This is a genomic window from Amycolatopsis sp. lyj-23 (assembly GCF_046549135.1).
Lineage (GTDB): Bacteria > Actinomycetota > Actinomycetes > Mycobacteriales > Pseudonocardiaceae > Amycolatopsis.
This window is the reverse complement of record NZ_JAJPWN010000013.1, coordinates 102,089-120,327: the sequence shown is the minus strand read 5'-3', so window position 1 is coordinate 120,327 and position 18,239 is coordinate 102,089. Positions and strand designations below refer to the sequence as shown.

General features: G+C 72.4%; 14 protein-coding genes. 7 read left to right on the top strand and 7 right to left on the bottom strand.

Annotated elements, in window-relative coordinates; translation table 11 throughout:
* Position 1 precedes the first annotated feature (1 nt).
* The 3 genes from ACLJPY_RS30870 to ACLJPY_RS30860 all read right to left on the bottom strand — a co-directional run bounded on the left by ACLJPY_RS30870 (position 2) and on the right by ACLJPY_RS30860 (position 2,498).
* The gene (locus ACLJPY_RS30870; RefSeq protein ID WP_410593718.1) at positions 2-1,210 is read right to left on the bottom strand and encodes an RNA polymerase sigma factor; all 1,209 of its coding nucleotides are present in this window, start codon (positions 1,208-1,210) and stop codon (positions 2-4) included.
* Positions 1,207-1,569 (bottom strand): YciI family protein, encoded by a 363-nt coding sequence (locus ACLJPY_RS30865; RefSeq protein ID WP_410593717.1) that lies wholly within the window; start codon positions 1,567-1,569, stop codon positions 1,207-1,209. The genes ACLJPY_RS30870 and ACLJPY_RS30865 overlap by 4 nt, the downstream gene beginning before the upstream one ends.
* A 104-nt stretch (positions 1,570-1,673) precedes the next feature.
* Complete coding sequence (locus ACLJPY_RS30860) at positions 1,674-2,498, bottom strand: DUF72 domain-containing protein (RefSeq protein ID WP_410594058.1); 825 nt, start codon at positions 2,496-2,498, stop codon at positions 1,674-1,676.
* Between the two features lie 590 nt (positions 2,499-3,088).
* On the opposite strand from ACLJPY_RS30860, the gene ACLJPY_RS30855 reads away from it, so the two are divergent.
* Genes ACLJPY_RS30855 through ACLJPY_RS30840 form a run of 4 tightly spaced genes read left to right on the top strand, consistent with a single transcriptional unit; the run spans position 3,089 to position 9,312 of the window.
* A complete protein-coding gene (locus ACLJPY_RS30855; protein ID WP_410593716.1) occupies positions 3,089-3,616 on the top strand; it encodes a YbaB/EbfC family nucleoid-associated protein in 528 nt (175 codons plus the stop codon).
* A 14-nt stretch (positions 3,617-3,630) separates the two neighbouring features.
* Positions 3,631-3,966, top strand: a complete 336-nt coding sequence (locus ACLJPY_RS30850; RefSeq protein WP_410593715.1) for a type VII secretion target — start codon at positions 3,631-3,633, stop codon at positions 3,964-3,966.
* Complete coding sequence (locus ACLJPY_RS30845; protein WP_410593713.1) at positions 3,963-8,531, top strand: RHS repeat-associated core domain-containing protein; 4,569 nt, start codon at positions 3,963-3,965, stop codon at positions 8,529-8,531. Before ACLJPY_RS30850 ends, ACLJPY_RS30845 begins: the two co-directional genes overlap by 4 nt.
* A gap of 25 nt (positions 8,532-8,556) precedes the next feature.
* Positions 8,557-9,312: a hypothetical protein gene (locus ACLJPY_RS30840; RefSeq protein ID WP_410593711.1), complete on the top strand. Its 756-nt coding sequence runs from the start codon at positions 8,557-8,559 to the stop codon at positions 9,310-9,312.
* A gap of 57 nt (positions 9,313-9,369) precedes the next feature.
* On the opposite strand, the gene ACLJPY_RS30835 is transcribed toward ACLJPY_RS30840, so the two are convergent.
* Positions 9,370-10,305 carry a hypothetical protein gene (locus tag ACLJPY_RS30835; protein WP_410593710.1) on the bottom strand — a complete coding sequence of 312 codons (936 nt, stop codon included), beginning with the start codon at positions 10,303-10,305 and terminating at the stop codon, positions 9,370-9,372.
* A 120-nt stretch (positions 10,306-10,425) separates the two neighbouring features.
* On the opposite strand from ACLJPY_RS30835, the gene ACLJPY_RS30830 reads away from it, so the two are divergent.
* On the top strand, positions 10,426-11,418 hold the full coding sequence (locus ACLJPY_RS30830; protein WP_410593709.1) for an RNA polymerase subunit sigma-70: 993 nt from the start codon (positions 10,426-10,428) through the stop codon (positions 11,416-11,418).
* Between the two features lie 24 nt (positions 11,419-11,442).
* Here ACLJPY_RS30830 and ACLJPY_RS30825 read toward each other — a convergent pair whose 3' ends face one another.
* Positions 11,443-12,015: a dihydrofolate reductase family protein gene (locus ACLJPY_RS30825; protein ID WP_410593707.1), complete on the bottom strand. Its 573-nt coding sequence runs from the start codon at positions 12,013-12,015 to the stop codon at positions 11,443-11,445.
* A 387-nt stretch (positions 12,016-12,402) separates the two neighbouring features.
* On the opposite strand from ACLJPY_RS30825, the gene ACLJPY_RS30820 reads away from it, so the two are divergent.
* Positions 12,403-13,062, top strand: a complete 660-nt coding sequence (locus tag ACLJPY_RS30820) for a hypothetical protein (RefSeq protein ID WP_410593705.1) — start codon at positions 12,403-12,405, stop codon at positions 13,060-13,062.
* 66 nt (positions 13,063-13,128) lie between these two features.
* Here the strand turns inward: ACLJPY_RS30820 and ACLJPY_RS30815 are convergent, their stop codons facing one another.
* Together ACLJPY_RS30815 and ACLJPY_RS30810 are read right to left on the bottom strand one after the other, a co-directional pair.
* Positions 13,129-16,098, bottom strand: coding sequence for a trypsin-like serine protease (locus ACLJPY_RS30815; RefSeq protein ID WP_410593704.1), 2,970 nt, complete (start codon positions 16,096-16,098; stop codon positions 13,129-13,131).
* 137 nt (positions 16,099-16,235) lie between these two features.
* Entirely contained in the window at positions 16,236-17,120 is an 885-nt protein-coding gene (locus tag ACLJPY_RS30810; protein ID WP_410593702.1) for an XRE family transcriptional regulator, read from the bottom strand.
* Positions 17,121-17,256: 136 nt separating this feature from the next.
* On the opposite strand from ACLJPY_RS30810, the gene ACLJPY_RS30805 reads away from it, so the two are divergent.
* Entirely contained in the window at positions 17,257-18,144 is an 888-nt protein-coding gene (locus ACLJPY_RS30805) for an XRE family transcriptional regulator (RefSeq protein WP_410593701.1), read from the top strand.
* Positions 18,145-18,239 lie beyond the last annotated feature (95 nt).

The window sequence follows — 18,239 nt, the reverse complement described above, 5'->3', positions numbered from 1 at the left end:
GTCAGTCCAGCGCGGCCAGCTTGCCCACCAGGACCGCACGTTCGCGCTCGTTGGCGCACAGCCGGGCCGCCAGTTCCAGCTCGGCCCGCGCCTCCGGGCGACGGCCGAGGCGGGCCAGCAGCTCGCCGCGCACGGCCGGGACCAGGTGCGAACCGGAGAGCCGGTCGGAGACGACCAGGTCGTCCACGATGGCCAGCGCTTCCGCCGGGCCCGAGGCCATGGCCACGGCGACGGCCCGGTTGAGCTCGACCACCGGTGACGGCGCGACCCGGCCCAGTGCGTCGTAGAGGACCACGATCCGGTCCCAGTCGGTCGCTTCGACCGAAGGCGCCGCCGCGTGCGTGGCCGCGATCGCGGCCTGCAGGCCGTACGGACCCAGGCCGCCCGCGGCGGCCTTCGCCAGCGCGGCCAGCCCGCGGTGGACGGCCGAGACGTCCCACCGGTGCCGGTCCTGGTCCGCCAGCAGGATCGGCGATCCGCCGGGGCCGGTCCGGGCGGGGAAGCGCGCGGCCGTCAGTTCGAACAACGCGAGCAGGCCGTGCACCTCCGGCTCGTCCGGCAGCAGCGCGGCCAGCGTGCGGGCCAGCCGGATGGCCTCGTACGCCACTTCGGGCCGCACGAGCCGGTCACCCGCGGTGGCCGTCGATCCTTCGGTGAAGATGACGTAGACGACGCTGAGCACGCCGGCCAGCCGCTCCCGGCGTTCCGCGGGCGGCGGCAGTTCGAAGGGCACCCCGGCCGCCGCGATCGCCTTCTTGCCGCGGGTGATGCGGGCCTGCACGGTCGGCACGGGGACCAGGAACGCCCGGGCGATCTCCTGGCTGGACAGGCCGGCGACGACCCGCAGGGTCAGCGCCACCCGGGCCTCGGGCGAGAGCACCGGGTGGCAGCTGACGAACATGAGCGCGAGGACGTCGTCGTCGATCCGGTCGGGATCGGGCTCTTCGGCCACCGGGGGCGAGGCGGCCAGCAGGGCGTAGCGGTCCCGGAGGGCGACCCGGCGGCGGATGACGTCGATCGCCCGCCGCCGGGCCGTGGCCAGCAACCAGCCGGCCGGATCGGCGGGCGGGGTCCGCGGCCACGACACGAGCGCCTCGGCCACCGCCTCCTGAGCCGCGTCCTCGGCCAGCCCGAAGTCCCCGGTGAACCGGGTCAGCGCGGCCACGATCCGCGCCGACTCGATCCGCCAGACGGCCTCGACGGTGTTCACAGCGGGGTTTCGTCGCTGCCGGGCACCCGCCGCACCTCGACCTTGGCCCCGCGAGCGGCGGGCACCCGCTTGGCCCACTCGACGGCCTCTTCCTTCGAAGCGACGTCGATCAGGAAGAACCCGCCGAAGAGCTCCTTGGTTTCGCCGTACGGCCCATCGGTGACGACGGGCGTCTCCCCACTGAAGTCGACGACAACCCCCTTAGCAGGATCGTCCAGCCCTTCGGCGGCGACGTAGACACCGGCTTTGAACAGGTCGTCGATGAACTGGCGGCTGGTGGCCATCATCGCGTCGATGTCCGCCACCATGGCCGCGTTCGACTCGTCGGTCCCCCGCATGACCAGCAGGTACTTCGGCATCTGGGCTCTCCTCGTCCGGCGGGCCGCCTCCCGGCCCTGCGCCCCCAGGTCGAACGAGCGGCGCGCGGATCGACACGGGTCCCGAGGATATTTTCCCGGACGGCTCAGAACAGGGTCGCCGGCTCGACCGGTTCCGGGTCGGGCAACGGCGCCAGCCCCGGCACCAACGCCCGTACGTCCTCGTGGAACCGGCGGGCCAGCGCCGGTGCGTCGACGTTGTCCGGGGTGTGGACGAACACCGTCGGTTTCCGGCCCTCGCGCAGCCAGGCGGCGACGACCTCCAACCACGGCTGCCAGCCCTCGGCTGTTTCCTCCGCCGAATCGCGGCCCAGGTAGCGGACGATCGGGCGGTCGGTCAGGGCGCGTGTGCGCCGCGGGAGGCGCGGCTTCATCGTCCACGTCTCCTGCTCCAGCTCGGTGACCGGCGGGCGCCGGAAGAACACCGTGGTGTCGAACGGCACCCACTCGGCGTCCGCGGCCGCGAGCGCGCCCTCCAGCGACGACGTCGAGGCCGCGTCGGTGAAGAAGTCCGGGTGGCGGACCTCCACCGCGCGCCGGAGCCCGGCCGGCAGGCGGCGCAGGAAGCGGCCGAGTACGTCGACGTCCGGCGGCCCGAACGAGGCCGGCAGCTGGGTCCACAGCACCGCCCGCTCGCCGAGCGGCTCCATCGCGTCCAGGAACGCCCGCATCGGCCCCTCGACCCCGGTCAGCCGCCGCTCGTGCGTGACGGTCCTGGGCAGCTTGACCACGAACCGGAACTCCGGCCCGGTCTGCTGCGCCCACGTCGCGACCGTGTCCCGGGTGGGCGTCGCGTAGAACGTGGTGTTGCCTTCGACCGCGTTGCACCAGCCGGCGTAGGCGCGCAGCCGTTCCTTGGCCGGCAGCGACGGCGGCAGGAACCGCCCGGGCCACGCCTTGTGGTTCCACATCGCGCAGCCGACGTGCAGATGTGCCGCCTCGGTCATGGGAAAAAGCTACTACGCGGCCACAGCGGGGGCCGGGCGAGCCGGTCTTTCCCGACTGTTCCGCTTTTCCACGAGCAACGCGGGAAAGGGGCTGCGAATCCTCAAGGGACGGCGACACTCACCGGGCTTTCGAAGACCTCGAAGCCGTGCCGCTCGTACAGGCGGCGCGGCCGCTCCCCCAGTCAGCCGGTGGCCGTCGCGCGGACAGGTTGCAGGTCATGCGGTGCGCCGCCCGGAGCAGCCGGGTGCCACGGGGCCACCAGTTCGTCCACGGGGGACCGCGGGACCGCCGCCACCCAGCGGACATCTCGCGGAGCACGACCTCCGCAGCGCCGTCGCCGGGCACTTCGACCCGATCCGCCCAGCGTTCTCCCGCCGGACGCAGGAAAGCACCGGTACACCGTCGACGTGGACTCCCGCACCATCCTGCCCGCCGCGCACCGGGGCGGCACGGCCGTGGGCCATTCGGTGTAATTCGCGAACGTCCGCCGCACGCCCGCTCGCATTCGATGGTTTCCTCGTACGGACTCGGCGAGGGGGCGGGCGAAAACCGGATGAGCGACCCGATATCGGACAAAGCAGAGAATGCGGCGGCCCGCGTCGATCAGCTGGTCGCGCAAGCGAAGCAAAAAGCCGAGCGGTACCGCGCGATGCAGCAGGCCGTCGAGCGGGTTTCGGTGTCGGCGGCCAGCCAGGACGGCACCGCCACGGTCACCGTCGACTCCGCCGGCAACGTCACCGACCTGCGGATCACCGACCGCGTCCGGGAGATGTCCGGCGATCAGGTCGCGAAGGCGGTCCTGTCCGCGCTCCGCACCGCGCAGTCGAAGCTGCCGGACCGGCTCGGCGAGGTCATGGCGGACACGATCGCCGACGATCCGCGGACCCGCGACGTCATCCTCGGCAGCTACCGGGCGAAGTTCCCGGAGCCGGAACCCGAGCCGGAGCGAACGCCGCCCGCCGCCCGGATCGGCGGGCTCCCCGACGAACCCGAAGCCGCGCCACCGCGGCCGCCGCGGCGGCCGGCCCCGCCCGACGATGACGACGAGGGCTTCGGCGGCCCGGTCATGATCCGCGAGTAGCCGAGGAGGCGACCATGCCGGACGGGGCGACCGACGGCGGCTACGAAGTCCGCCCGGACGAACTGCTCACCCACGCGAAAGCGGTCGAACGGGTCGGGCAGACGCTGGGCCAGGCGCTCGCCGCGGCCGAGCAGGTCACCATGGGCGTGCAGGCGTACGGCCTGATCTGCGGCCCGCTCTTCGTGCCGATGGTGCTCGGCGTCAGCACCCCGGGCCTGCTCACCCTCGGGGCCGCGCAGCAGGCCATGGGCACGCTGTCGCAGTCGATCCGGCAGGCGGCGAAGACCTACCAGGACACCGAACAGGCGCACTCGCAGCGGATCACCGGCCTCGGCAAGGACCTGGCGTGAGCAATCCGCTGATCGCCGCCAAGCAGGACTCGACGACCTGGCACACCGGCATCAACGTCCTCGACGACGCGATCGGCGCCTACGACGGCATCAAGTCCGGTTCCTGGATCGAAGGCGGTATCGCCGCGCTCGGCACCGCGATGGACCTGCTGACCATCGCGATGAACCCGGTCGGCACGCTCATCTCCTACGGGCTCAACTGGCTGATCGAGCACGTCCAGCCGTTGCAGGACGCGCTGAACCAGCTGGCAGGCGACGCCGACCAGATCACCGCCTACTCGCAGACCTGGGCCAACATCGCCCAAGCGGTGGAACAAGCGGCGAAAGACCTCGGCGACAGCGTGCGGAAGGACACCGCGCACTGGGCCGGCCGGGCCGCCGACGCCTACCGCGCGAACGTCAAGGACAAGATCGACCACCTCAACGCGGCCGCGACCTGCGCGAAGGGCATCAGCACCGTGGTCGAGGTCGTCGGGGTGATCACGGCCGCGGTGCGCGCGATGGTCCGCGACATGATCACCCAGGCGGTCGGCGACTTCATCCAGGACGCGCTGGAGGAGGTCTGCTCGCTCGGGCTCGGCACGCCGGTCGTCGTGGCGCAGGTGGTCGAGCAGGTGTCGGCGTGGATCGAGAAGATCGGCGCGTTGGTCAAGAAGCTGATCAACTCGGTCGAGAAACTGCGGCCGCTGCTGGCGAAGCTCGAGGAGATCTTCGCCGCGGTCAAGAAGGTGATGTCCGAGGTGCACGGACGTCCCGGCGAAGGCGGCACGCACGTTTCGTCGGCCGAGCCGGGCCACCCCGCCCCGCACGAACCCGGCGCCCCGCACGACGGCACTTCGCCGTCGTCCGCGCCGGAGCCGGACGGCGGCCTGCCCGACGGGACGCCGTCCGGGAACCACGGCGGCGAGCCGGGCGCGCCCGGCCGCGCCGATCCGGAGGCGGCCGGCGGCCAGAAGTCCGAGGGCACCGGCGGCTGCGACGGCAAGGGCGGCGACCCGGTCGACGCGGTGTCCGGCCAGATGATCACCGCGGGCACCGACGTCGAACTGCCCGGGCTGCTGCCGCTGGTGCTGAACCGCGCGTACGCCTCGGGTTACGCCGACGGCCGGTCCTTCGGGCCCGGCTGGGCGTCCACAGTGGACCAACGGCTGGTGTTGACCGACGACTTCGTCCGCTACTACGGCATGGACGCAGAAGTCCTCAGCTACATCCACCCCGCCCGCGACGGCTCGCCGGTGCTGCCGAGCTACGGCGCCCGCTGGCCGCTGAGCTGGGATGCGGCCACGGAGAACTACCTGCTCGTCGACGTCGAATCCGGCTGGACCCGGCGGTTCGCCCCGCACCCCACGGCCGCGGGGGAATGGCAGCTCAGCTCGCTTTCGGACCGCAGCGGGCACCGCGTCGACTACCTGCGCGACGAAACCGGCCGTCCGCTCGCGGTCACCCATTCCGGCGGCTACCGGGTCGGTGTCGACACCGCCGACGGCGCGGACGGCCTCCGCATCACCGGGTACCGCCTGCTCGGCGGCGGCGAACACGGCGAAGACGTGCCGATCGTGTCGTTCCGCTACGACCGGCGCGGCCGCCTCTCCGGCATCGTGAACTCGACCGGCGCGCCCTACCAGTACGACTACGACGACGCCGACCGGATCGTCGCCTGGACCGACCGCACCGGCTACCGCTACACCTACGATTACGGCCCGGACGGGCGGGTCGTCCGCGGCGCTGGCCTCGGCGGCTACCTCGACGCGACCTTCGCCTACGACCTCGCCGGCCGGGTCACCGTCGTCACCGACAGCCTCGGGCAGCGCACCGAGTACCACTACGACGAGCACAACCACATCACCGCGGTGGTCGACCCGAACTCCGGTGTCGAACGCCCCGAGTTCGACCGGTTCCACCGCTTGCTGTCGTTCACGGACAAGAACGGTGCGGTCACCCGCTACGAACGCGACGGCAACGGCGACCCGACGCGGATCACCTACCCCGACGGCACCGCGCTCACCATCGAGTACGACCCGCGGTGGCGGCTGCCGGTCACCGTGACCCAGCCGAACGGCGCGGTCTGGCGGCACACCTACGACGACGCCGGCCGCATCGTGTCCACTGTGGACCCGATGGGCGCGGTCGCGACCAGCGAACTGGACGAGCGGGGCCACCTGGTGGCCACCGTCGAACCGGACGGCGCCCGCTGGACCTACACCAGCGACGACGCCGGCCGCCCGCTGTCGATCACCTCGCCGGATGGCGAAACCACCACCTTCCGGCTCGACGGCTTCGGCCGGGCGGTCGAAGCGACCGACCCGCGCGGGCGCACCACCCGGTACGGCTGGACCCGCGAAGGCGCGCTGGCCTGGCGAGCCGCCGCCAACGGCGACCGCGAGGAACGGTTCTACGACCTCGAAGGCAGCCTGGTCCGCGCCCGCTCGGCCACCGGCGCCACCACGGTCTTCGAGCGGGGGCCGTTCGGCCTGCTCACCGGGCGCACCGGCCAGGACGGCGTCCGGCACACCTTCACCCACGACACCGAACTGCGGCTCACCGGCGTCCGCAACCCGGCCGGGCAGACCTGGTCCTACCGCTACGACCCGGCCGGGAACCTGGTCGGCGAACAGGATTTCACCGGCCGCACGCTCGAATACCGCGTCGACGCGATGGGCGCACTAACCTCGCGCACCGAACCGGACGGTTCGGTGACCGAACTGACCCGCGACGTCCGCGGCCGGGTGGCCCGGCAGGTTTCCCGCGGGACGACCATCGCCTACGACTACGACGAAGGCGGCCGGCTGCGCCGGGTCGCCGGCGACGCCGTCGAAGTCACCTACGAACGCGACCCGCTCGGCCGGCCGGTCGCCGAATCAGTCGACGGCCGGGTGCTGCGCAGCGAGTACGACCTGGCCGGCCGCCGCGTCCGCCGGATCACCCCGTCCGGCGTCGAAACGCGCTGGGAGTACGACGGGCTGCGGCGGGAAACCGCGATGACCGGGACCGCCGGAACGGTCGCCTTCGAGTACCGGGACGGCCGGGAGGTGCTGCGCCACCTCGGCGAACGCGCGAGCCTGGCCCGGACGCACGACGAACTGGGGCGCCTCACCGGTCAACGGCTCTTCGCCGACGGCGATCCGGAGCGCGTGCTGCAGGAACGCAGTTTCCGGTACCGCGCCGACGGTCAGGTGCTCGCGATCGACGACCGCGTGCACGGCCCGCGCGTCTTCGCGCTCACCCCGGGCGGCCGGGTCACCGGCGTGCAGGCCGCCGGCTGGACCGAGCAGTACGCCTACGACGCGCTGGGGAACCTGGTCTCCGCGCAACCCGGTCCGTCCACAGAGGACGGGGCGGACGTGGCGGGCCCCCGCGCGCTGGACGGCGTGCTGCTGCGCAGCGCCGGGCGGACTTCCTACTCCTACGACGCGGGCGGCCGGGTCGTCCGGGAGGTCCGCCGCAGCCTGTCCGGCCGCCGGCGGGTCCGGGAGTACGCGTGGGACGAGCGCGACCAGCTGATCGGCGTCACCACCCCGGACGGCACCCGCTGGCGTTACCGCTACGACCCGTTCGGCCGCCGGATCGCCAAACAGCGCCTGGCCGCCGACGGCGGCATCGCCGAGGAGACCACGTTCTCCTGGGACGGCACCGTGCCGGCCGAAGCCGCGCACACCGTCGACGGCCGGACCACCGTCACGTCCTGGGACTACCGCGGCGCCTCCGCGGAACCGATCGCGCAGACCACCCGGTCCTGGCTCGCCGACGCGCCCGCCGAGGTCGTCGACACGCGCTTCCACGCGATCGTCGCCGACCTGATCGGCGCCCCGACCGAACTGGTCGACGCGGCCGGCCGGGTCGCCTGGTACCGGACGAGCGGCCTGTGGGGCAACACCATCGCCATGTCCACTTCGGACGGTGCCACCTGCCCGCTGCGCTTCCCGGGCCAGTACCACGACGACGAAACCGGGCTGCACTACAACGTGCACCGCTACTACGACCCGCACACCGCGCGGTACCTGTCGCCGGACCCGATCGGGCTGGCCCCGTCGGCGAACCACTACACCTACGTCCCGAACCCGCTGGCGGTCGCCGACCCGCTGGGCCTGGCCGGCTACCAGGACCCGGCGACCGGCCGCTGGGCACGCAACCCGTCGCTGCCGCCCGCCGACCACGTTCACAACCGCGGCACCGAATACCCCGGCAACTACCGGCAATCGACCCACGACGCGATGGCGACGAAGTGGACACTCGAAGGCCGCACCCTCGGCGACGTCCCGCGGGACGCGTCCGGCGCCCGGATCCCGCACGACCAGCTGAGCTGGGTCGACGCGCAGGGCCGCCCGATCCCGTACTACGACGCGAACGGCAACCGGAACCTGACCTACGAACACGTCCCGCCGGTCGTGGAGCACTGGCGCGACGAGGGCCACAACATGACCGACGCGGAGCGGGCGGACTGGTACAACAACACCGACGACATGGAGGCCATGGGCCGGTCGCAGAATTCGTCCGAAGGCGCACAGCTCACCGAGCGCTACGCGGATACGGAGCCGGGACCGCGGCATCCGTGTACCTTGCACTGACCAGGGCGAAACCGGGAGGCGGACAGTGGATCCACGCGAGACCTACGCGGCGGTGCCCGGCGTCGCCGCGCTGGACGACCTGCCCGACGCCTGGCACTGGGCGACCGCCCCGGGCTTCGATTCCGCCGCTGCCCTGCACGCCGACGGCAAGCGTGCGTTCCAGGCCTACGCCCTGGATTCCTACGACGAAGGCTTGGCCGTCGCGCTGCTGTCCTTCGCCCGCGCGCACAGCACCGAACTGACCTCCGACGCGCCGCTGACCCTGGCCGAAGGCTTCTCCCACCCGGGCTACGGCTTCGACGCGGTGGCCGCCGCGGCCCCGCCCCTGCACCGCCTGTACCCGGACGACGCCGAGCTGAACGACGCCGTCCGGGCGGTCATCCCGGTCTACCGCTGCGAAGTGGCCGGCGACGAGAGCCTCCAGGACGCCGAGTACCGCTACAGCCGCGGCACCGGCATCCGCGGCACCCGCTGGGACCGCCCGCCGTCGCCGTACCTGAAGTACCGCTACCGCGGCGCCACGGGTTCGGTCCAGGCGAAACGCGGGTTCGCGGGGCTGAAGTCCATGGTGAGCACGGTGACCCGCGGGGAGGGCCGGGACGACCTGTTCGTGGAGTTCGAGAACTACCGCCACGAGGTGTACACGATCACGTGGACGACGACCTGGACCTTCACCGGGCCGGACGGCGACGCCACGCAGGTGGGCCTCGAGGAACTGCTGGCCGCGGTCAAGGCCGCGCTGTACGGCCCGAACGCCGGGCACGCGGAGTTCCCCGGCTGAACCGGATTCCCCGGCCGCCGCTCGGTGAGAGCGGCGGCCGGGGTTCGGCGAGCCGGCCTACTTCACCAGGATGTAGTACTCGCGGCCGACGTTCGACTGCGTGCCGGCGGCGGTCCGGCTGTGGACCTCGAGGTCGTGGAAGCCCGACGCGTCGGGCGTGAAGGTGAAGCTCGCCCCGCCGTCGGCGCCGGCCGGGACCACGATCGGGTTGTCGTAGTCCCAGTCGAGGTAGTAGACGTAGTCGACGACGCCGGGCGTGCGGGGCGTCAGGGTGAAGACGCCGGGGACGCCGGGACCGCCGCCGCTCTGGGAGTCCGGGTAGACCGTGCTCGCCACCAGCGGAGCGTCACTGGCCGTGTAGGTCGTGCTCGCGGTGCCGGACCGCAGGCCCGTGCCGGTGGTGCTCCACACCTTGAGCGTGTGGGAACCGAGGTTCGCCGTGACGACGTCCGCGGTCGTGGTGCCGCCGGCCGAAGCCGCGACGGTGGTCTCCGGCCCGTTGTCGATCCGGTAGGTGTAGGAGACGACATCGGCCAGGCCGGGCGTGAAGCGGAACTGGGCAGGCACACCGACCCCGGTCTCCCGCGGCCCGCTGACCCGCGGCTCGGTCGACTGCACGTAGAAGCGGTGCACGTGCTGAGCCGACCGGTTGCCGGCGCCGTCGACGCTCGCCACGTAGAGGTTGTCCGGGCCGGAGGACTGCGGGGTGTAGGAGACGGTCGCCGACCCGCCGGGGTGGTCCGCCGCCACGAAGGTGGTCGCGGGATCGCTGTTCCCGTAGTAGAACCCCACGACGGCGTCGTCGCCGTTGGCGCCGAAGGTGAACGAGCCCGGCACGCCGGCCCCGGGGTGCCAGGCACCGTCGTCGGGGTACTCGGCCGAAGTCACGGTGGGCTCGGCAACCAGGGTGTCGGCACTCGCTTGGGCGGGTGCGGCGCCGAGCGCCAGGACTCCGGCGGCCAGAACCGCGAAGACTCTGGGACGAACTCTCATGTGATCCCCCCTGTGCACGCTGCTGTCGGTTACAGCCAACCACAATCCGGAGCGGGAGTACGAGGGATTTCAACCTGGTCGAAAGCCTTCCCCCTCCCACCCGTGGCAGGATCGGCGACCATGAACGACGCCGGACCGCTGGACGCCGACGAGGCCGCCTTCATCGCCGCCGCCCGCTCCGGCGACCCGGCGCGGTTCGCGTTGATCACCGAGCGCCACCGGCGTGAGCTGCAGGTGCACTGCTACCGGATGCTCGCGAACTACGAGGACGCCCAGGACATGACGCAGGAGACGTTCCTGCGGGCGTGGCACAAGCGGGAGTCGTTCAAGGGCCACGCCGCGCTGCGGACCTGGCTGTACCGGATCGCGACGAACGCCTGCCTCGACTTCCTCGGCAAACGCACCCCGGTGCCGTCCGCGCTGCCGGGCTCGGAACTGCCGCACCTGCAGCCGTACCCCGACCGCATGCTCCCCGAAGACCCGCAGGAATCGGTGGTCGCGCGGGAAACCGTCGAGCTGGCGTTCATCGTCGCCGTCCAGCACCTGCCGCCGCGGCAGCGGGCGGTGCTCGTCCTGCGCGACGTCCTCGGCTGGCCCGCGCCGCAGGCCGCCGACGCACTCGGGCTGACCGTCGCGTCGGTGACCAGCGCCCTGCAGCGGGCGCGCGTGACCATGCGCGAACAGCTGCCCGGCCGCCGCCTCGACTGGCGCAGCCCCGCCACCCACGAGCTGTCGGACGCCGAGCGCGAAGTGGTCAAGTCCTACATCGACGCCCACGAGCGCAACGACCTCGACGGGCTGAAGTCCCTGCTGCGCAACGAACTGCGCTTCGCGATGCTGCCCGATCCGGGCACCGTGACCACGACGGCCGAGGACGCCGTCGACGGCTGGGTCTCCGGCGGGCTCTTCCAGCCCGGCCACGACGACTGGCGCGGCATCCCCACGACGTTCAACCGCATGCCTGCCGCCGCGCTGTACCTGCGCACCCCCGGCGACGCGGAGCACCGGCTGTTCGCCGTCGCGGTCCTGCGCGTCGCCGAGGGCAAGATCGCCGAGCTCACCGGCTTCGAGGCCGCCGGCGAACCCTGGCTCGACCTGCCCGCGGCACTGTGACGAGCCGCGGGCCGGTCGGCCCCGTCAAGCCTGTGCCGGCTTCGTTACGTACCGGGTCAGCACCACGCCGCCGGGGAACGTCCGCGTCTCGGCCAGCTGCAGGTTCACCCAGCGGTCGACCGCGGTGAAGAACGGGGTGCCGCCGCCCAGCAGCACCGGGTGGGTCACGATCTCGTACTCGTCGACCAGCCCGGCCCGCACGGCCGCCCCGGCGAGCGCCGGGCCACCCACCCGCATCGGCCCGCCGTCCCCCGCCTTGAGCCGGGTGATCTCCTCCACCGCGTCGCCGGTCACCACGCGGGTGTTCCAGCCGGCCTCGCCGGTGGTCGACGAGAACACGACCTTCGGCGTGTCCCGCCAGTTCCGCGCGAACTCGACCTGCGCCGGGGTGGCGCCCGGCTGCTCGTCGCCGGTGGGCCAGTAGGAGCTCATCGTCTCCCACAGCTTGCGCCCGTACAGGAAGAGGCCGATCGCCCGCTCCCGCTCGAGCCACCATTCGAACAGCTCGTCACTCGGCGCACTCCAGCCCAGGTCGTCACCCGGCGCGGCGACGTAGCCGTCCAGGCTCAGGTTCATGCCGAAGATCAGTTTCCGCATCGTGCCAGCCTCTCGTGAGTCGATCTCACGAGTACAGACGGGCGCGGCGCGAAAACCTGATCGGTGCGGCGGAGCGGCCTGCGACCGCCCACCCGGCCGGGCCCGGCCGCGGTGGGTGCGGGCGGGCCCGACCGGCCGGCTAGCAGGTGACCAGGCTCGTCGCCTCGAACCGCCCCGCAAAGGATTCGACCACCCTTGAACAGGTCCCGGTGTGGCGGCCACTGCGGTTTGCCACCCGGATTCGTCCGTGTTCGCCCGGGTATTCGCGCGCTCTCCGGCCGTCGGCGCGGGGGTCATTCCACCGCGGGGTGAATGGGGTTGGCGTGGCGGTTCGCGGTGCCCGAGGGTGAGGAGGTCGGAAGATCGTTCTCAGGAAAGGTGAGCGTCGTGTTTGCCCAGGTCAAGCGATTTGCCCGGTCGTGGTCCGTGGCGGCGGCCGGCATGGCGGCCGTGCTGCTGGTCGGCGGGACGCCGGCCGCCCACGCCGTCACTCCCAGGCAGGACGACCTGCCGCCGGTCGGGGCGGAAATCCCGATGAGCATCCTGGCACTGAACACGCCCGTGCAGATCCGGAGCTCACTGGTCACCGTCGATTTCCGGGGCGGCATCAAGGTGCGGGTCGACGTGAACCCGGACGACCCGGTCAACAGCAGGCGGCTGCGGATCGTCGGGTTCAAGGTGAGCGGCGAACTGCCCGGCGGCGATCGCGGCGGCTTCCGGCGCAGCGGTGGCACGATCACCCTGGAACAGGACGACGTCGACGTCGACGCCCCGAGCCTGCTCCGGCGCACTCAGCAGTTCCCGCCGCGTTACGAGCAGATCATGGTGCTGTCGTTCACCATGACCGTCGACCAGCCCGACGCCCGGCGCGAGCCGCTGGTGCTGGTCACCAAGAACCCCGCCCAGCTGGTCGGCCGGCTCACCCAGTTCCCGCCGCGGGGCGATCTGTACCAGCTCCAGAACCCGGTCGACCTGGTGCTGCCGGACGAGCCGGACACCACCACCGCCACCATCCAGAAGTTCCCCGCGAAGCTCGGCGCCCTGTGACAGCAGGCCGAAGTGGACGGCGGTGCCACCCCGTCCCCGGGGGTGGCACCGCCTGGTGGGAGGGGCTCAGCCGAACACGAACCAGAAGAACGCCGTCGACGCCTTCTTTCCCGACGAGTCGGTCACCGTCACCGTGACCTGCCGGCTGTCCGCCCGGGTCGGCGTGCCGGAGATGACGCCGCTCGCCGGGTCGAGGCTCAGCCCGGGCGCCAATGCGGTCGAGGACCACCGGTACCCGCCGGAGCCGCCGGTGGCCTGCAGCGGCAGGTTCACCGGCTGCCCGGTCCAGCTGCTCTGGTTACCCGGGTTGGCCAGCTTGAGGTCGGCGTTCTGCCCGCCCGTCACCGTCAGGCTGTAGCGGGCCGTCTGCGTCGACTTCGCGCTCTTGCCGGAGATCGTGACGTCGTAGGTCCCGGCCGGCGTGCTCGCGCTCGTGGTGACCGTGAGCGTCGAGTGGCCGCCCAGGTCCACGCTCGCCGGGCTGAACGCCGCCGTCGCGCCCGCGGGCAGGCCCGACGCCGTCAGGCTGATCGCGCCGGAGGGCGGCGGGGTGTCACCGCCGGGCAGGTGCGGGGCGATGTCGGCGGCGTAGGTCGACACGCGCGCGTAGACCGCGTACCAGTCGCACCCGGTCGACATCCACGAGAACACGCCCACGACCGCGTTGCCGACCAGGTACGGACCGCCGCTGTCGCCGACGCACGCACCGGCGTGGTGGTCGGCGTAGCCGGTGCACAGCATCGCCGGGGTCTTGTACTGCTCCTGCCCCTGCGGGTCGGTGTACCGGCCCTTGCAGGCGCTGTCGGCCGCCACCGGGACGTCGGCCTGGCGCAGGACGTTGGTGTAGGTGTTGGCGCCCGTCTCGCCCCAGCCGATGGAGATGCCCTTCGTCCCGGCCGCTTCGAGGCTCGGGTCGGTGTTCAGCTTCGGGTAGGTGATCCCGGCCGGGACCGGCATGTCCCGGTCGAGGGTGACGACCGCGATGTCGGCGCCCGCGCTCCAGTCGGTGTAGCCCGGGTGCACCCACTGCGACGCGATTTCCGCGGTGGTGCCGGTGTTCTGCGTGAGGTCGTCGGCGCCGTAGACGAACCACTTGTGGCCCGCCTTCTCCAGCAGGCAGTGCGCGGCCAGCAGCACGGTGTGCGGCCCGAACAGCGTGGCCGTGCAGGACTGCTGGCCCGGGAACGCCGAGCCCTCACGCCGCATCGAGACGAGGAACGGGTGCGCGGCCGTCGTCGTCGGCGAGCCGCCCACGACGCTCGGCGACGCGGCGGGCGACACCGCGGTCGTGGCGGTCGCGGTGACCGTGGTGCTCACCGAGCCACCGGCAGCGACGCTTCCCGAGGACGGCGAAGCGGACAGGCTGAAGTCGCCGGACGGAGGCGGCGGCGGGGTGTCACCGCCGGTCAGCTTCGCGCCGAGCGCGTCCGCCTTCGGGGAACCCCAGCCGGTGCACAGGTCGTAGCCGGTGCCCGCGTTGTAGGTGCCGTTGCCGCCGGCGGTGACGTCGTGGAACGTCGAGGCGTAGTCGGAAGAACCGGCGATCTTGTAGATGTTCGGGTTCAGCTGCCCGAGCCGCGCCTTGCCGCCGCCGAGCGACTTCTGGTTCAGCATCGCGACGTACCCGGCCCACAGGGGCGAGGACAGGCTGGTGCCGCCGACGTCCTGCCAGCCGCCGTTCATGTACACCGAGAGCGCGCCGGCGCCGTAGTCGGCCAGCAGCGAGACGTCCGGTACCGAGCGGTACTGGTTCGTGCCCGGCTGCCAGTCCGGCCGCGCGTAGATCTTCGAGTAGCCGCCGCCGGAGCGGGTGTTGCCGCTGCTGCCCTGGTTCCAGCACGACTCCGCCTGCCAGGTGCCCGCGCTGTCGGACGTCCGCAGCTGCGTGCCGCCGACGCCGGTGAACAGCGGGTCACTGGCCGGGTAGTCGGCCTGGATCGTCTTGTTGTCGCCCTGGTAGCCGCAGCCGGTGCCGCCCCAGTCGCCCGACGCCGAAAGCAGCGTGACGCCCTGGGCGGCGAGCTGGGTGTAGGAGTCGTGCGAAGCCGCGATCGGGTCGGACTCGCAGACCTCGCCGTTGAGCCACGAGCCGGACAGGACGGTGATCTTGTTGTCCGACGCGATCTGCGCCATCTCGTGCACCCACGCCTGGTCGGAGTTGGGCGCGGTGTAGACGACCTGCTTGGCCTTCGGCGCGGTGGCGGCGACGGCCTGGACGTCGAGGGTGACCTCCAGCTGGTCGCTGCCCGGGCTGCTGACCCCGCCGTCGACCTTGACGATCTCCGGGGTGACGGCCGGCTGCTTGAAGTACTGCGTCCACGCGTCGATGTCGGACTGCTTGAAGGTGTCGAACTCGATCAGCCCGACCGTCTCGCCCGAACCGTCGTAGGCGCCGGAGAGGCCGCTCATGCTGTAGGCGGTGCGCAGCTGCGCCGGGGTGTACCCGCCGGCGGGCCCGGCCGGCCCCGCGGGCGACCCCGCCCGGTGCGCGGCCGGCCGGTTCGTCAGGCCGGTGACCCCGCGCACAACCGAAGCGATGTCCGCCGGCACCGCGGTTGGCTTGGTGGCGTTGAAGAACCGCGCACCGGTCGCCGAACGGAAGCCGGAAATCGTTGTGGTGAAGGCGTTCCCGACTGCCTCCGGCGAGCCGGACGCGGTGACGACCTGCCGGTTGCCCGTCACGTCGCCGACCCGCAGGCCCTTGCCGGTCAGGTACGCCCGCACCTGGTCGACCGCGCCGGGGGACGGCCCGAACCGCTCGGTGTACTCCGCGGCGCTCAGGTAGCGGTGGTACAGCGGGGAAGCCGGGTCGGCCGTGGCGGCGACGTACCGTTCGGCACCCGCCGCGTCCCGGGGTTTCAGCGCGACGGACACCGTGACGTTCCCGGGCACCGCCGTGCTGTCGGCCGTGGCGCCGGCGGGGACGGCGGGAGCCGTGCCCAGCGGCACCAGCGGCGGGGGCGCGGCCGAGGCCGGCGGTGGGGAGATGACCGCCGTCGCCAGGAAAACGGCGGCGAGCAGAGCTGGTTTTCGCATGTGCTGCTCCGGGGAGGTGAGGAGGAATACAGCACCACGGACCGTAGGAAACCGGCTTCCCGAATCTCCAGGAGAAGTGACGACCACACTGCGCCGGAGCGATATCCGCTGCTCAACGGGCCGTGTTCACAGAATTGCTACCACACCCACTCGACACCGATGATCCCCGCAGCGACATTGCGGGCGGCCACGGTCACGCCCCGGCCGCCCGCCGGGCGCAGCCGTTCGACCCTGCGGCGCGGGGCCGCGAGATCCCGTCGCTCGAAGCGTTCGACGCTGCGCGGGACGGTCCGGCCGAACTGCACGTGACACGTGTACATCGAAGCCGGCCGGGTCAGTCTGCGGTGGTAGCCGAGCACCGGCAGGCCGCGGGGGAACACGAGCTCGTACTCCACGGCGGCGACGTCCCCGGCGGCCAGCTCGCGGTCGAAGCACAGCTCGGCCACCAGCAGGCCGCTGCCCGCGTCCCGGCGGACGCGGCCCGCCCGGCAGCAGAACACGGCGGCGAAGCGCGGCGGCGGCCGGGTGAGGTCCTCGGTCTGGTAATACACCGGCAGCCGGGTGACGCCGTCCGTCGTGGCCTCGGCGACCACCCGGACCCGGAGCAGCCGTTCCTGGTGGTCGTCGTCGACGACGAGCTCGTCGTGCACCGACCTCAGCCGGACGTCGTCCTCGGGCGGGAGTTCGAAGTCGAGAGCCGCCGGCCGCACCGAGGGCCACAGCCGGCGCCGCTCCAGCAGCGGCGTCCGGCTGCCCCGCCGGAGGCACCGCCGTTCTTCCGGTCCGAGCAACGAGGTGAGCGCGCCGACGCTCAGCCCGAGCACCCGCTCGAGTTCGACGACCGCGCGCAGCGACGCTTCACGCTCGGGCTTCGACCGCCCCATGCGCCAGTACACCAGCGCGCTGCGCGAGACCGACACCCCGCGTGCGGCCAGGTGTTCGCGGACGCGGTCCAGCGTCAGCCCGGCGTCGCTGATCGCGGCGTCCAGGGCCCCGGCGAACGACTCACGGGGTGGCGGCACGGCGCCCACTGTGCCGCCCGCGAACCCGGCCGGCCACCGCCGTTCGTCGGTGATCTGTCCACGCCTTGGGACGCGAGGGCGAGGAGCAGGACTTTCGTTGGTTCCGCAGCGCCGCCTTCCTGATCATGCTGGACGGGTGAATCGGCCGTCGCCGGGCTCGTTCGCGGTCACGCTGGACGCCGCGATCGACGAATCCGGGCTGTCCCTCGATCGGCTCCAGCACCACCTCGCCGCCCGCGGGGTGCGGCTCTCGCGCTCGGCACTGTCCTACTGGCGGCGCGGCCGGTCCCAGCCCGAACGCGAGACGTCGATGGTCGCCGTCACGCACCTGGAGTCGGTGCTCGGGCTCGAAGCCGGGACGCTGACCTCGCGGCTCGGCCCCAAGGCACCCCGCGGGCGCTGGCTCGGCGAACCCACCGGCCGGATCGAGCGCGGCCGGCTGTGGCCGCAGCTGCGGGCCTTCGCCGGCGAGCTGAAACCGCCGCCGGACGGCCAGCTGGTGTTCTGGTCGATCCACGACCGGATGCTGCTCGACGAGCACGGCGGCGAGCGCGCGCTGCAGGTCCGCATGGTCGCCGAAGCCGCCGTCGACGGCGTGGACCGGCTGATGACCTACTACCAGGCCGACTCGTTCCTCACCGCCGAGCCGCGCTACCACTACGTCCGGTCGGCCCGGCTCGGGCAGGTCTGCGTGGACCGCGAGACCGGCATGGTCGCCGGCGAGCTGCGTCTCACGCACCCGCTCGCGCTGGGCGCGGTGACGGTGGTGGAGTACGAGATCCGCTTCCCGCCCGGGCCCCCGATCGACCACTACCACCGCCGGTTCACCCGGCCGATCACCGAATACGTCTGCCAGGTGGGCTTCGGGCCGCGGGAGCCCCGAAGCATCCGTTCCTTCGAGCAGCGAGGACTGGGTGGCCCCGAGCACCCCGGCACCCCGTTGTCGGCCGGCGGCACCCGCACGGCGACGCTCGCGCTGCGCGACGTCCGGCCCGGCATCTACGGCACCGGCTGGCGGTGGTGACGGCAATTCTGTGAACGACCCACGTCGACCTGGGCGTTCGTCCCGGCGGCGACGCGTCGTTCACAAAGGTATGGGCCCACCGTGATCATGGACTT

Bases quoted from the DNA above. Each gene is read 5' to 3' on its own strand.
- ACLJPY_RS30865 (WP_410593717.1), bottom strand. From the start codon at position 1,569: ATGCCGAAGTACCTGCTGGTCATGCGGGGGACCGACGAGTCGAACGCG.
- ACLJPY_RS30860 (WP_410594058.1), bottom strand. From the start codon at position 2,498: ATGTGGAACCACAAGGCGTGGCCCGGGCGGTTCCTGCCGCCGTCGCTG.
- ACLJPY_RS30855 (WP_410593716.1), top strand. From the start codon at position 3,089: ATGAGCGACCCGATATCGGACAAAGCAGAGAATGCGGCGGCCCGCGTC.
- ACLJPY_RS30850 (WP_410593715.1), top strand. From the start codon at position 3,631: ATGCCGGACGGGGCGACCGACGGCGGCTACGAAGTCCGCCCGGACGAA.
- ACLJPY_RS30835 (WP_410593710.1), bottom strand. From the start codon at position 10,305: ATGAGAGTTCGTCCCAGAGTCTTCGCGGTTCTGGCCGCCGGAGTCCTG.
- ACLJPY_RS30830 (WP_410593709.1), top strand. From the start codon at position 10,426: ATGAACGACGCCGGACCGCTGGACGCCGACGAGGCCGCCTTCATCGCC.
- ACLJPY_RS30825 (WP_410593707.1), bottom strand. From the start codon at position 12,015: ATGCGGAAACTGATCTTCGGCATGAACCTGAGCCTGGACGGCTACGTC.
- ACLJPY_RS30815 (WP_410593704.1), bottom strand. From the start codon at position 16,098: ATGCGAAAACCAGCTCTGCTCGCCGCCGTTTTCCTGGCGACGGCGGTC.